Raw genomic sequence first — 15,019 nt, forward strand, 5'->3', positions numbered from 1 at the left:
CTTTCAGTATACCGGAAATGAATTGAAAAAAATAGGAGGTTTTGTGATGAATTGTGAAAAAAACAATGACATTTTGTATTTTTATGGCATAAAAAAGCGGAAGTTAGGCTCAAACTAAGAGAGCACAGGATTTTGACATATGAAAGGAAGAAGCGAAATGAAATACAGATGGAAAAAATGGATGGCAGCCGGACTGGCAGCCGTATTTATAACAGCATCAACCGGATATACGGCATCCGCTGATCCTAATGGATCTGTTGAAGATCAAGTTGTGACACCATCCTCCTCCACAAACCAGACCAAGCCATGCATGCAAGCAGGTCATGGCCTGTTTATGATTGGAGAGACCGCAGATCTGCTCGGTATTGGGCTCCGCGATTTAAAGGAACAGATGGAGCTTGGCAAGACGTTGACTCAGATTGCCAAAGAACGCAAGGGACTTAGTGAAGCACAATTGTTGGAGAAGTTGAAGCCTTCGCTCTCTCAACGATTGGATAAAGCAGCAGAAGAAGGCTGTCTCACGAAAGAGCAGGCAGCAGCAGCCAAAGCAGGTATGGATACCAAGCTGAAGAAGGTAATCAACACACCACTGCGGGAGTTAAGACGTGAGTTCGCACACCATGGCAACAGACGTCCGATGATGGACAAGGGGGCTATTGCCCGCTTTATTGGCATCACTCCCGAGCAGCTCCATCAGCAGCTTCAGAGTGGGAAATCACTGGCTGAGATTGCTCAGGCAAAAGGCATCAGTGAAACGCAACTGGTAGACAAGCTGAAGGAGCAGTTGACGGGTGACCTGAAAAGGTTCGTTAACCAGAAGGGCAATGCACATCAAGCTCCTGGTCCTCACGAACCTGTACCCGGACGATCCGCTTCTACAGAAGTGAAGTGAAAAAGAGCGTCTTCCACGTAGGGAGACGCTTCTTCTATATTCAACTAGGATTAGCTGGTTTCCGGACTGCGATTTGTGCTGGCTGACGGATTGCGCTCGGGTGAACTTGTTCTGCCCACAGAAACAGCATCATGCAAACGGGGACCTAGGCGTTTTTTTCGTTGTAATCCGATGGTGAAGCGAGAACCAGGAAGCTGGGAAAGTCCCCAGCTAATTGCAAGAGATGTTGCCACGGTGACAAGAAACGAAAGCAGTGTAACCGGTAGATGCCATCCGGTTAGTGTAAGTGGCCGGGTAATATACGCGATGCAGTAGATAACCAGTGCATGAACCAGATAGCCACCGAAAGAATATCGGCCAATCCACGTCAGGAGACGCTGAAATGGTGTATCTTTGCCTCGCAGCAGTACGAGGAACCCATAGAACATGAACATCTGAGCTATGATGATGATGAATGTCGTGGGCTTCAGATAGGTCGAGATATTCAGGTTAACGACATCCCCTGATCCCCGCAGCACGTCATATCCAAGCCAGATAAACATTCCTATAAACAGACAGACCATCCAGGGTAATACCTTTGCGGTCCAACTCCTCCAGCTATCCACTGACCAGGCACAGACAGCGCCCAGCAAAAAGTAAAACCAGTACATAACCCATGAATAGGAGCGATATTGCAGCAAACCCGACCAGGGTTGGGGTAAGGAAGCTGTCCACCCGCCCATATCGTAGTAGGACCATTTCACAAGCAAAGTGTATAATGCCATCCCAATGAGAATCAGCGTGATGACGGATTGCATTGGGGTGAAGCGTGTAACTTTTTCAATACGTCTCTGAATGAACTTTGCTCCCGCAAGAAACAGAGGAAACAGAATATAGAACTGAAACACCATAATCACAAACCACAGATGATATCCCGTCTGGGGGAGGAACAGTTCACGAACAAGACTCCGGAAGTCCGGAATACCGGAAAGCCAGAAATTGGGGGTGAATATCCGGACAAACAACCAATAGATGAACGTCCATACCACAAAGGGCACATAGATATCTCCAAACCGTTTACGGATAAACCGGGGGTAATCCGGTTTGGTGTGATTATGATGATAGAACAGCATTACACCAGACAAAAAGACGAATGTGGGCGTACCAAAACGAGTCAGATGATAAATCATGGTCAGCATGACGGAATCAGGTTGTTCAATATCGGTGCGATATATATATTCCGCGATGTTATGCTGCATTACAATGGCGAGAAATGCAAGGCCGCGCAGTTGTGTCCATTCCACGATTCGCGGTTTATTCACGTGTATTCCTCCTTCGTGTAACCGGAATTCATCATTTAAGGGTACCTGCTGAACATTAAGGCTGCATTAAATGGGGAAAATAGGTATAAAAAAAGACGGCCGCAGCCGTCTTTTGAATCAAAATATGATTGCTATACTTGCTTCTTTTTGTTTTCATTCAATTTAGTTTAAGTTTTGTACTTTGGTTGATTCGTCCTCTGAAGATTTGGCATCTTCCTCAAACAAATTCTGAATATATGCTTGGAGTTTCGGTTTATTAACACCGAGTACCTGGGCAGATCCTGCAAGCTCATTGGTTAGCAACTTGTTAGGAGGGATCTGCTGTTTATCGATTTCATTTACGTTAATATCGAATCCAAGCGAAGCCAATTTTAACATTTGTGTTGGACTGAGGTCTGTCTCGATATATGGAGCAACGGCTTCCAATATTTCAGGAATTTTGAAGAGCGAAGTCGTACTTTGCATCTTCTTGGCCAGTTCAGTCATGAAAATCCGCTGCCGTTCGGTACGCGTAAAGTCTGATGTGGCATCGTGCCGGAATCGGACATATTGGAGGGCCGTCTTGCCGTCCATATGCTGAAGTCCTTTTTTGAGGTCAATATCGTACATATGTTTATCTGCTTTGCTGGTATAATACATATCTTTCTCCACATCAATATCGATCCCGTCCAAAGCATCAACTAGCGCCATGAATCCGATAAAATCGGTGTACACGTAGTGTTGAATAGGGATGCCGAGCAAGTCACCGACCGTTTGTTTGGTTAATTCCGCTCCGCCGTAAGAGAAGGCTGCGTTGAGTCTGCTCTTGCCATGTCCCGGAATGTCAACATATGTATCCCGCAGAACAGAGAAGAGATGGGCTTTCTTGGATACCGGATCAATGGAAGCGACCATGACCGAATCTGAACGGCCGGCATCATCCCCTCTGGTGTCACCTCCAAGCAGCAAAATGTTAACTCGTTCCTTCCCTTCCCATTTGGGAACAGGAGTGGTTGGGGTGTCCGTATTTTGGTTTGCGTCAGAAGAGGAGGTCTCGGAAGCGGTTGAGATGCTATTGGCAAAATGAACGATCGAGTATCCGTAATATACAATGACACCGGCTAAGGCAAGTGCCAGGGTTAGGGATGTTCCCCATAACCATTTCTTAAGCATAATCTTCACCTTTCTATGAATGAACTATTATGTAACCCAAACTAGTTTAACAAAAAGTAAGAGAAATGTCCTCTTTGATTTCGAAAGTTCGGTTACCAGGCGACATGTTTGACAAATAGTTAGTGTATATTTATTATGTAAAAAATAATCGTGTTTTGTGTAATGGAGGTATTAAACGACTGTTATGAATCAATCTGTATTTAATTGGATCAACCAGTTTGCAGACCGAATTCCGTTTCTGGACTGGTTTATGATTACATCAGCTGAATATGCGGTTTGGGTTATGATAGGACTGCTTGTGATTGTGTGGTTTCTTGGCGATCCGTCGAAGCAGCGAATTGTGTTTTATGCTTGTGTAGCCTCGATAATAGCACTTGGTCTGGCAAAATGGGGAATTTCACCTGTGGTAGGTCATCCAAGGCCGTTCGTGGAAGGTACGGTGAATCAACTGGTTCCGCATGTGCCAGATCCATCTTTTCCAAGTAAACATGCTTCCTTTGTATTCGCGCTAGCTGCAGCTTCGTTTTTTATCGGGCGTCGCTTCGGAGGATGGATGTTGTTGCTTGCTGTGCTGACAGGAGTCTCGCGTGTCTATGTAGGTGTACATTATCCTGGGGATATTCTGGGCGGATTTATTCTGGGTAGCCTGGTCAGTGTAATCTTGATTGCTACGCGTAACTATACGAAGTCGATTCCCGATTTCTTCATTAACATTCATCGGCGGATTTTCCGTTAAAAAAGTATAAATATGGTAGGGATCGGAAGAGAAGTTTCGGAAACGAGAGCTTTAGGTTTTTGGTGAGCCAAAGACTTGAGGCTTTTTTTTGTGTTTATTTCGAAGTTAACTGAAATTTACGAAAATCGAATTCCGACATCTACAATTCATGACGATAGGTGTCGATATACTATAAATATGTATTAGTTGAGGAGTGGGGAACATGAAAGAGGCGCGGGGAAGCGTGATGGGGAAATTGAGATTAACAATTCGAATGAAATTACTGACCGGATTTCTGATTGTGGTGGCACTGCTGGCTTTTGTCAGCATTTATGCGTTGACTCAAATTCATGGAATGTCCAGCAAAGCAGATGAGATTGATAAGTCATGGATGCCGAGTGTATCCCTTTTGGGTATGATGAATGGCGATGTGTCCGATGTGGAACGTCTTGCGCTTGCTGTTATCGTTGAGCAGGACGCTAATGAAGTCAATAAGTTGGATGGTGCGCTTACTCAACTTTTGGACAAAATTGTGGATGAACGGAAACAACTTGAAGCACTCATTAAAGGCAGCGACGAGGCAAAACAGATGTATAAAGAATTCAGCACCAATTATGATGCATATCTGGCAAAAATGCCTGCATTCATTGAACTGGGTAAAGCCAATAATTATGATGATGCAAGTAAACTGCATTCCGAGGCATATCCATTGTGGTATACCGCAAATGATACCATTTCCAAGTTGATTACATTAGGTAATAAAGGGTCAGATTCGGCTACGAATGCATCGGTTGAACTGGCCGAAAAAGCATTTAATATTATTTTGGGAGTCACCATTGTTGCTTTCCTGATTGCCATGTTTATTGCCTTCTTCATTGCAAGTATCATCTCACGTCCAATTCAGAAGATGAATGCAGCAGCGATGTTGATTGCAGATGGGGATCTGACCAGTGAGAAGATTGTTCTCAAGAACAAGGATGAGCTGGGAACGCTGGCCGATTCCTTCAATGTGATGACTGGCAACCTGCGGGAGATGATTCAATCCGTATCGATGACATCGGAACAGGTAGCCGCTTCCTCGGAAGAACTTCTCGCGAGTGCAGAGCAGAATACAAGAGCGTCGGAACAGATTTCCGAGACGGTTGAGGAATTGGCTGTTGGTACATCTGATCAAGTAGATATGGTGAAACGTTCTTCACAGGCGATGAGTGAGATGTCTCTTGGTACGGAACAAATTGCTGAGCTTGCTCAAAGTGTATCCGTATCTGCCGTTGATGCAGCGAATCAGTCTGCCGAAGGGAATATGATTATTCAGCAGGCTGTTGAACAGATGGGATCTGTTCGCAATTCCATTGCATCACTGACAGAACTGGTTACAGGGCTGGGAGAACGTTCCGCAGAGATTGGTACCATTACCGAGGTTATCAACAATATTGCCCGTCAGACCAACCTTCTTGCATTAAATGCAGCGATTGAAGCGGCAAGAGCGGGAGAGCATGGCCGAGGTTTCGCTGTTGTTGCTGGAGAAGTACGCAAGCTGGCCGAGGAATCCTCTGAATCTGCTCAAAAAATTACGGATCTCGTGCAATTGATTCAGAAGGATACAGATCATGCCGTGCAAGCTGTGAAAGTGAACAGCAATGAAACAGAGGCAGGAATTGAGATTGTAACCGCGGCGGGACAAGCATTTGAACAGATTTCGAATGCAGTGAACAAGGTTGCTGGTGAAATCCAGGAAGTATCTGCAGGTTCGGAGGAAATGTCAGCAAGTTCGAATGAAGTTGTAGGGTATGTGGATCAGATCTCCAACATTGCTGGAGAAGCAGCAGGTGGGGTGCATAATGTATCTGCCGCAACCCAGCAGCAGCTGGCTTCGATGGAAGAGATTGCTTCGTCAGCAGGCTCTTTGTCCAAAATGGCAGAAGAATTGCAGGAGCAAATCAACAAATTCAGAGTGTAAACGTACCAAAAGACAGGATGTTCAGACTGGATAATGGCATGATCATAATTCAGCCTGTAGCATGGATTATACGGAACATGAGGACTGTTTCTCATATCGCTGTTTATGCGATATGAGGAGCGGTTTTTTTTGTCATATCCGCAACCGAACATGTCACAACAATGTTAATTCAGAAGTCATCAGCGCTGATATTTCAACTGAAGTAAAAGGCTATAATGGTAATTAATGGTGGAAATACATGGAGTCACACCATAGAAGGGAGCGGGTCACTACATCAGTGTAATTGGAAAATTATGGGACGATTATGGTAAAAGGAGATGAATGGTTGAAGATGAAGGGAAGCTGGTGGAGACGAATCGCTATTCTCGCGTTATCGGCAGGGCTACTGGCAGGAAGTACATCTATACAGGCATGGACTGGCAAGGCAGATGCGGCTGCCGGAAATCATAACTATGCGGAAGCATTGCAGAAGGCGATTTATTTCTATGAAACACAGCGTTCAGGGAAATTGCCGGAAGACAATCGGGTGGAATGGCGTGGTGATTCCGGATTAAATGATGGAGCGGATGTTGGGGTTGATTTGACCGGAGGGTGGTACGATGCTGGAGATCATGTGAAATTTGGTCTGCCCATGGCCTATTCAGCTACGATGTTAGCTTGGTCTGTTGTGGAATACCGCGAGGGATACGAGCAGGCAGGACAACTGCAGGAGATTAAAGATAACTTGAGATGGGTCACAGACTATTTTGTGAAAGCGCATACGAAACCAAATGAATTATGGGGACAGGTTGGAGCGGGCAATACAGATCATGCTTGGTGGGGGCCGGCTGAAGTAATGCAGATGAACCGTCCTGCTTATAAAATCGATGCATCCTGTCCGGGAAGTGAACTTGCGGGAGAAACCGCAGCGGCACTGGCTTCTTCATCCATTGTGTTCCGGGACAGTGACCCGGCTTATGCCAACAAACTGCTCCAGCATGCCAAAGAACTGTACAGCTTCGCGGATACGTATCGAGGCAAATATTCTGATTGCATTACAGATGCCCAATCGTTCTACAATTCATGGACAGGTTACTATGATGAACTCGCGTGGGCTGCAACATGGTTATATATGGCGACAAATGATAGCGCTTACTTGTCCAAAGCGATTGCTACGGCAAATCTGTGGCAGGCGGATGGACAGAACGGGAACTGGGCTTATACATGGACCCAAGGCTGGGATGACAAGCATTACGGAGCCCAGATTCTGCTGGCTCGCATTACGTCGAGTATGAACATGCCAGAAGCGACGCGGTTCATTCAATCAACGGAGCGTAATCTGGATTATTGGTCTGTAGGCACGAATGGACAAAGAATCAAGTATACACCGGGCGGGCTTGCCTGGCTTGATACATGGGGATCACTCCGTTATGCAGCGAATGCATCTTTTATTGCTTTTGTGTATTCCGACTGGGTCAGTGATCCTGTGAAGAAAGCAAGGTATCAGGACTTTGCCGTCTCTCAAATGAACTACATTCTGGGGGATAATCCTCGCCAGAGCAGTTATGTGGTCGGTTATGGTCAGAATCCGCCTAAGCACCCACATCACCGGACCTCCCACAGTTCATGGGCGAACAATGAAAATGTACCTTCAGAGCACCGTCACACGTTGTATGGAGCAATGGTTGGTGGACCGGATGCAACGGATGCCTATACCGATTCCATTGGAGACTATGTCAGCAATGAGGTGGCAACCGATTACAATGCAGGCTTTACAGGCACGTTAGCCAAGATGAATCTGTTATTCGGCCAGAATGATCAGCCCATCGCGAATTTTCCGGCTCCGGAAGTGAAGACGGATGAGTTCTTTGTTGAAGCTGCCGTGAAGGCATCCGGTTCCAATTACACGGAAATCAAGGCTCAACTGAACAATCGTTCCGGCTGGCCTGCGCGGATGGGGGATAAGTTGTCTTTTCGCTATTTCCTGGATCTGAGTGAAGTTTACGCTGCAGGTTATACCGTTTCCGATGTCCATGTTACAACCGCATACGCCGAGGGAGCTACTGTATCCCAACCGATTGTGGTTGATGCAGCGAAACGAATCTACGCGGTTACTGCGGACTTTACCGGAACCAAGATATATCCAGGCGGGGAAGGACATTATCGCAAAGAGGTCCAGTTCCGTATTACCGGCCCGCAAGGCGCCTGGAATGCAAATAATGATCATTCATTCCAAGGCTTGGGCACAGGCAATGTGGCGAAGAGCGTATATCTCCCAGTCTACGATGCGGGAATACGGATATACGGTCAGGAACCCGGTGTAACACCGGTCGTCACGCCTATTGCTCCTTCGGGGGTGCAGGCTGTATCAGGGAATGCTCAGATCATCCTGAACTGGGTAGCATCACCTGGTGCAGAATCGTACACCGTGAAGCGTGCCGAGGTGAATGGAGGTCCATATACTTCTGTAGCTACAGGTGTACATGGATTGACATACACGAACACCGGTCTCACGAACGGGAAGACCTATTACTATGTGGTGACGGCTGTTAATTCGGCCGGAGAATCGCCCGAATCTTCACAAGCCTCTGCCACGCCGCAGGCTGGAACATCGTTGCCTGGCGCAATGACGTTAAGCGGTGCAGCAGGCAATGCCCAGTCGATTCTGACCTGGACGGCAGCAACGGAAGCTGTGACTTATAAGGTACAGCGCTCCGTTGGGGGTGGTGCATATGCCGATGTGGCAACTGGATTGGCAGTGTTGAATTACATCGATGCAACAGCGGCAAATGGCACGGCGTACAGTTATCGAATCGCCGCCGTGAATGCGAGCGGACAGACGTTGTCCAATATCGTGACGTTGATACCGAGTGCGCCTCCGGCAACGACGGGCACGCTTGAGGTGCAGTATCGTAATGGAGGGTCAGGTGCTTCCGGCAATGCGGTGACTCCGCAGTTTAATCTAAAAAACACAGGGACTCAGGCGGTTGATCTGAGTACCGTGAAGCTCCGATATTATTTTACCAAGGATGGTACAGGGGATCTGACCTTCTGGTGTGATTATGCCCAGATCGGCACGGCCAATATTGAAGGCAAATTTGTCACGCTGACTCCGGCAAAGGGTACAGCGGATACGGTTCTGGAGATCAGCTTCAAATCCGGGGCTGGCAGCCTGGCTGCCGGAGCGGAGACGGGCGTGATTCAGGGGCGCTTTTCCAAGAACAATTGGAGCAATTTCGATCAGAGCAACGACTATTCCTATGATGCAACCAAGACGGCTTTTACGGCATGGAATCAGGTAACTGCGTTTCAGGGAGGTCTGAAAGTCTGGGGCGTTGAGCCATAACCTAATAGGGAGTTCAACAGCATGGGCAGACCCACAGTAATTCAAATTGAATTTCACCATTCCAGGGAGGTAAGTACATGTTGAAATCAGCTGCGAAAAAAAGTTTGTCTGCCATGCTAGCAGGGACCGTTATGCTAACTGGGTATACCGGTTTGTGGGCAGGTCCCCAAACGGCTTATGCCGAAGAGCAGACCATTGATGCTCCGGCGGACGGAATAAACGAAGCTCGATTTTTGCAATTGTATGATCAACTGAAGGACCCGGCGAACGGTTATTTTTCTCCAGAGGGCATTCCTTATCACTCCATTGAAACGCTGATGAGCGAGGCACCGGATTATGGGCACATGACGACATCCGAGGCATACAGTTACTGGCTCTGGCTGGAAACGATGTACGGTCACTATACGGGTGATTGGTCCAAACTGGAAGCCGCTTGGGACAGCATGGAGAAATACATCATCCCTGTCAATGAAGGTGACGGCAAAGAAGAGCAGCCTACGATGAGTTATTACAATCCAAACAGCCCGGCCACCTATGCAGCCGAAAAACCTTTTCCCGATCAATATCCTTCTGCCATTAACGGTCAATATGCAGCCGGAAAAGACCCGCTTGATGCCGAACTGAAAGCGTCCTACGGCAACAATCAGACGTACCTGATGCACTGGCTGCTCGATGTGGATAACTGGTACGGGTATGGTAATCTGCTGAATCCGAATCATACAGCGGCTTACGTGAATACGTTCCAACGTGGAGAGCAGGAGTCTGTGTGGGAGGCCATCCCTCATCCATCCCAGGACAATAAAACGTTTGGCAAAACGGGCGAAGGTTTCATGAGCCTGTTCACCAAGGAGACCCAGGCACCGGCAGCCCAGTGGCGTTATACCAACGCAACGGATGCTGACGCACGTGCGGTACAGGTATTGTATTGGGCGAAGGAGATGGGCTATACCAATACAGCGTATCTGGACAAAGCGAAGAAGATGGGTGACTATCTGCGCTATGGGATGCACGACAAATACTTCCAGAAGATCGGAAGTGCCAAGAACGGTACACCAACTGCTGGTACAGGCAAAGACTCTAATATGTATCTAATGGCATGGTATACCTCATGGGGCGGCGGCCTTGGCGAGGGTGGGAACTGGGCATGGCGGATTGGAGCCAGTCATACACATCAGGCTTACCAGAATCCAGTGGCAGCGTATGCCTTATCTGATCCGGCAGGCGGCCTGATTCCAAAATCGACAACAGCCAAGGCAGATTGGAATGCATCGTTGAAGCGCCAACTGGAGTTCTACACTTGGCTACAGTCTCACGAAGGAGCGATTGGCGGGGGAGCGACGAACAGTTTTGATGGCTCCTACAAAGCTTATCCTACTGGAACCAGTACGTTCTACGACATGGCTTATCAGGAAGCTCCCGTGTATCGTGACCCAGACTCCAACACATGGTTTGGTTTTCAGGCCTGGTCGCTGGAACGTATAGCTGAGATGTATTACATTCTTGCCGAGAGCGGGGACCTTAGCTCTGAGAACTTCCAGATGGCCAAAACAGTCATTACCAAGTGGGTCGACTGGGCCAAGGATTATGTATTCGTCGATGAGCGTCCGGTGACGGATGCACAAGGATATTATCTGAATGCAGCAGGTCAACGGATTCTTGGCGGTACCAATGCACAGGTTGCCACTACACCTGCACCGGGTGAATTCTGGATTCCAGGCAGCCAGGAATGGCAGGGGCAACCGGATAAATGGGATGGGTTCAGTTCCTTTACGAACAATCCTAATTTCCATGTGGTTACCAAAGATCCTGCTCAGGATACAGGTGTGCTGGGGAGCTATATCAAAGCCCTGACGTTCTTTGCTGCGGGGACTCAAGCAGAAGGCGGCGTACTCAGTGCCAAAGGACAGGAAGCCAAAGATATGGCCGAGAAGCTGCTGAATACAGCATGGGATTACAATGATGGTGTGGGGATCGTGACCGAAGAAGTTCGTAAAGACTACTTCCGTTTCTTCGCCAAAGAAATTTACATCCCGGCGAACTGGACGGGAACCTTCGGTCAAGGCAACACAATTCCGGGCACGGCAGGTGTACCTTCCGATCCAGCCAAAGGGGGAAATGGGGTATACATTGGCTACTCTGACCTGCGTCCGGCCATCAAGCAAGATCCGGCATGGGCTTATCTGGATAATCTGTACAAAACGTCTTATAATCCAACAACGAAAAAATGGGAAAATGGCGCACCAACCTTTACGTATCACCGTTTTTGGTCACAGGTGGATATGGCTACCGCGTATGGCGAATATGATCGTCTCCTGGGTGATGCCGGAAGTCCAGGAGTTCAGGTGCCGGGAGCTCCAGCTGGTCTGACAGCTGCAGCAGGCAGTGAGCAGGTTGTTCTGAACTGGACCGCATCCACGGGTGCCACTTCTTACACGGTAAAACGTGCAGAGGTGAACGGTGGCCCGTATACTTCCGTAGCGACAGACGTTACCGGTTCGACTCTCACGGATACAGGACTGACCAATGGCAAAACGTACTATTATGTGGTAACCGCAGTGAATACGGCAGGTGAATCTGCACCTTCTGCTCAGGCCTCTGCAATACCACAAGCGGGAACATCCATACCGGGGGTGTTAACCCTTACGGGAACGGCAGGCAATAATCAGGCTGCGCTGACTTGGACCGCATCGACCGGAGCTGCAAGTTACAAGGTACAACGTTCGGTTGCAGGTGGAGTCTACGCCGATCTGGCTACAGGTCTGACGGCACTGACTTACACTGATACCACGGCAGTGAACGGTACCGAATACAATTACCGAGTGGTGGCAGTGAATACAAGCGGCCAGACCTTGTCCAATGTAGTGACGGTGACACCAACAGCGCCTCCTGTAACAACAGGTGCACTCGAGGTGCAATACCGCAATGGCGGTTCAGGGACGTCAGGCAATGCGGTGACCCCGCAGTTCAATATCAAGAACACAGGCACGACAGCAGTGGATCTGAGCCAGGTGAAACTGCGGTATTACTTTACGAAGGATAGTGCATCCGATCTGAGTTTCTGGTGTGATTACGCTCAGATTGGCAGCGCCAACATTGAAGCTCACTTTGTGACGGTAGATCCGGCTAAAGGGACAGCGGATACGTATCTGGAGATTGGTTTCAAATCCGGGGCAGGCAGTCTGGCTGCGGGGGCGGAGACGGGAATTATCCAGGGGCGTTTCTCGAAGAACAACTGGACGAATTTTGATCAGACCAATGACTATTCTTTCTATGCGACCAAAACGGCCTTCAGCGCCTGGAACAAAGTGACCGCTTATATTGGCGGAGTCAACGCATGGGGTATCGAGCCATAATCGATTCATATTGAAACAGAGTATAGCCGGGGAGAGATCTCCGGCTTTTTGCGTCATGATTTTAGGATTACAGGTACTCATAATCGGGAAGTGAACCATAGTAATGTTTACCAAATATAGATTTTAAACATTAAAATGTAGGTCATATGACGCATGTCCTAAGTGATGCGCGGCTTAGACCTCTTTTCTACGTAAAACGAAGCGTATCAAATAGTTACAATAAATTAACCTTTGAAAAAGAAGAGATTTGCGGTAGTTTTAGCCAACTGGTGTAAGAGGTTTCCCTGATTCTTAGTGCTCAATCCTGCCTGATCGAATACAGGACTTTGGACTGATGATCGTTATGGACAGCCCGTTTTACAATGGGGCAAGCCCGGCGAATGAGGCCAGGTTAAAATTCTGTAACATCAGGGGGAACACGACATCATGAACTGGAAAAGCAAGATCATTACCGCAAGTGTAACAGCAACGATGCTGATGGGAAGTCTGACAACAGGAGCATTAACGACACCTGCATCGGCAGCCGCAGTTGAAAATTCAAAAGTTAAAGTCATCTGGGGAGTAAATTTGCGTACATCACCATCTTCTTCCGCAAGCATTGTTCGTTTGGTGCCAAAAGGAGAGACTGTTACGGTACTGCAAAAATCCGGATCAGGCTGGTATAAAGTTACGGACTCCGGTAACCGGACAGGATACATATCTTCTTCTTCAAAATATACACAAGCTGTGAAAGGCAACACGACAACAGGAAGTTCTGTTACAGGCAGTGCTTCTGTGGAGAAAGTCATAGCTGCCGGTATGAAATATTGGGGGACGCCTTATGAGTTTGGCGCAAGTCGTAACAGTACGGCTACGTTCGATTGTTCGAGCTTTGTCCGCCAGGCATTTATTGATGCGCTCGGAATCAAGCTTCCATCCGATTCGCGTAAACAAGGTGCTTATGTGAAAGCCAACGGTACCGTTCAGACCAATTGGAAAAATCTGAAGCGCGGTGACCTGATGTACTTTATGTCCTACAAAGGCAGTTCGGCTTCATCGTACTCTAGTGTGAACAAATCTACTGCTACGATTACCCACACGGGAATTTATCTGGGTGACGGCAAAATACTGCACACTTATTCCAACGCTGGTGGCGGTGTGACGATTAGCGACATCTCCGGCAAACACTGGGAGTACAGGTTCCTATTTGGTGGAAGTGCGCTCTAAATCCTTGCTCACGTATTAATTCAGAACATCTATAAAAATCTATAGAACCTTCCATCTCTGCTTATACGGGGGATAGAAGGTTCTTTCTGTTGTTTATTAGTCCTGGTAATAAAGCCGGAAAAGAATATCCTGGTCATAGTTGCCGAATCCTTGGCCATACAACGTCAGCCCGCCCACATGCTGCGCATCTTCCTCCACGGAGAGGCGTAATGTCCACTGGTTGCGTTCCACGGGAATATCCGCAAGCGTAATTTCGGACATATGCTGTCCATCAATAAATGTGCCCTCATGGGTGATCCGCAGCACCTTGAGCATGCCATATTGATTGACACTGTCGCTCCACCATTCCGGGGTGAACATGCCTCGTCCATTTCCCGAGTCTCCAGGACTTGTCCATTCACCGAGTCGTATTCCGTTGAGCATGAAGGTAATATCCGAAGGCCAGTTTGGATTGACCGAAGGGGCCTCTGAACCTATCTCAAGTGACAATTCAATGGCACTGATCTGTTGGCCTGACAAGATATAGTTTGGAATTTTGTATTCCACGAAGCCACGTCCAAACCAGAGAATATGGGCATGCATCCGCTCGGGATCCAGAAAATAGCGTGGATCATCATATTGTCCAATGACCTGATTGGATGTAGCCAGACCACATGTTGGATACACATCAAAATGGGTGTAATGCCCGACAGGGATTGCCACTTCATGAAGCTTGCGGGAAGCTCCCGTTTCCTGTGGCATGGAGATGCCAATCCAGTCGACGGCCAGGCTGTTCATTTTGTGCGTGCCGCCATCCTTGCGAATCATTTTCGACTGAATAATGCCCACATCCTGAAGTTTGCGAACATGCATGGTTACAATTGCGCTGCTCAGGCCGAGTGATGCGGCAATGTCCTTCACGTTCATTGGGGTCTCCGCGACAAGCCTGATAATCTGCAGACGGACTTCACTCGCGAGTGCCTCGTATAGGGGCAGCCATTCTGCATCGGTATTTGCTCTGATCACATCTGTTCCTCCATTTTTGATTTATAGAATTAAGTTAAACATAAATCCAGTCAAAAGAATAACATTTTGCAAAATTCAGGTTGAAATTGGTGCCATAATCGATTTTAATA

At 47.8% G+C, this 15,019-nt stretch carries 9 protein-coding genes; 6 read left to right on the forward strand and 3 right to left on the reverse strand.

Annotation, left to right across the window (positions count from 1 at the left end; genetic code table 11):
* Positions 1–157: 157 nt before the first annotated feature.
* Positions 158–892: a hypothetical protein gene (locus ACFVQB_RS12030; protein WP_379438748.1), complete on the forward strand. Its 735-nt coding sequence runs from the start codon at positions 158–160 to the stop codon at positions 890–892.
* Positions 893–942: 50 nt separating this feature from the next.
* On the opposite strand, the gene ACFVQB_RS12035 is transcribed toward ACFVQB_RS12030, so the two are convergent.
* Both ACFVQB_RS12035 and ACFVQB_RS12040 read right to left on the reverse strand, forming a co-directional pair.
* The gene (locus tag ACFVQB_RS12035; protein ID WP_379438751.1) at positions 943–2,193 is read right to left on the reverse strand and encodes an acyltransferase; all 1,251 of its coding nucleotides are present in this window, start codon (positions 2,191–2,193) and stop codon (positions 943–945) included.
* A gap of 162 nt (positions 2,194–2,355) precedes the next feature.
* Positions 2,356–3,345: an LCP family protein gene (locus ACFVQB_RS12040; RefSeq protein WP_379438753.1), complete on the reverse strand. Its 990-nt coding sequence runs from the start codon at positions 3,343–3,345 to the stop codon at positions 2,356–2,358.
* Between the two features lie 184 nt (positions 3,346–3,529).
* On the opposite strand from ACFVQB_RS12040, the gene ACFVQB_RS12045 reads away from it, so the two are divergent.
* From ACFVQB_RS12045 to ACFVQB_RS12065, 5 genes are all read left to right on the forward strand, one after another.
* Entirely contained in the window at positions 3,530–4,081 is a 552-nt protein-coding gene (locus ACFVQB_RS12045; RefSeq protein WP_379438756.1) for an undecaprenyl-diphosphatase, read from the forward strand.
* A 202-nt stretch (positions 4,082–4,283) separates the two neighbouring features.
* The gene (locus ACFVQB_RS12050) at positions 4,284–6,020 is read left to right on the forward strand and encodes a methyl-accepting chemotaxis protein (protein WP_379438759.1); all 1,737 of its coding nucleotides are present in this window, start codon (positions 4,284–4,286) and stop codon (positions 6,018–6,020) included.
* Between the two features lie 331 nt (positions 6,021–6,351).
* Entirely contained in the window at positions 6,352–9,345 is a 2,994-nt protein-coding gene (locus ACFVQB_RS12055) for a glycoside hydrolase family 9 protein (RefSeq protein WP_379439713.1), read from the forward strand.
* A 77-nt stretch (positions 9,346–9,422) separates the two neighbouring features.
* The gene (locus ACFVQB_RS12060; protein WP_379438762.1) at positions 9,423–12,698 is read left to right on the forward strand and encodes a glycoside hydrolase family 48 protein; all 3,276 of its coding nucleotides are present in this window, start codon (positions 9,423–9,425) and stop codon (positions 12,696–12,698) included.
* Positions 12,699–13,124: 426 nt separating this feature from the next.
* Positions 13,125–13,904, forward strand: a complete 780-nt coding sequence (locus ACFVQB_RS12065) for a C40 family peptidase (protein ID WP_113054169.1) — start codon at positions 13,125–13,127, stop codon at positions 13,902–13,904.
* Positions 13,905–14,000: 96 nt separating this feature from the next.
* On the opposite strand, the gene ACFVQB_RS12070 is transcribed toward ACFVQB_RS12065, so the two are convergent.
* Positions 14,001–14,909, reverse strand: coding sequence for an ArsR/SmtB family transcription factor (locus tag ACFVQB_RS12070; protein ID WP_379438766.1), 909 nt, complete (start codon positions 14,907–14,909; stop codon positions 14,001–14,003).
* Between the last annotated feature and the right edge of the window lie 110 nt (positions 14,910–15,019).

The organism is Paenibacillus sp. NPDC057886 (genome assembly GCF_042796655.1).
Classification (GTDB): Bacteria; Bacillota; Bacilli; order Paenibacillales; family Paenibacillaceae; genus Paenibacillus.

Excerpts from the sequence above, each read along its gene's own strand:
- ACFVQB_RS12030 (WP_379438748.1), top strand. The coding sequence starts at position 158 with ATGAAATACAGATGGAAAAAATGGATGGCAGCCGGACTGGCAGCCGTA.
- ACFVQB_RS12040 (WP_379438753.1), bottom strand. The coding sequence starts at position 3,345 with ATGCTTAAGAAATGGTTATGGGGAACATCCCTAACCCTGGCACTTGCC.
- ACFVQB_RS12045 (WP_379438756.1), top strand. The coding sequence starts at position 3,530 with ATGAATCAATCTGTATTTAATTGGATCAACCAGTTTGCAGACCGAATT.
- ACFVQB_RS12050 (WP_379438759.1), top strand. The coding sequence starts at position 4,284 with ATGAAAGAGGCGCGGGGAAGCGTGATGGGGAAATTGAGATTAACAATT.
- ACFVQB_RS12055 (WP_379439713.1), top strand. The coding sequence starts at position 6,352 with ATGAAGGGAAGCTGGTGGAGACGAATCGCTATTCTCGCGTTATCGGCA.
- ACFVQB_RS12060 (WP_379438762.1), top strand. The coding sequence starts at position 9,423 with ATGTTGAAATCAGCTGCGAAAAAAAGTTTGTCTGCCATGCTAGCAGGG.
- ACFVQB_RS12065 (WP_113054169.1), top strand. The coding sequence starts at position 13,125 with ATGAACTGGAAAAGCAAGATCATTACCGCAAGTGTAACAGCAACGATG.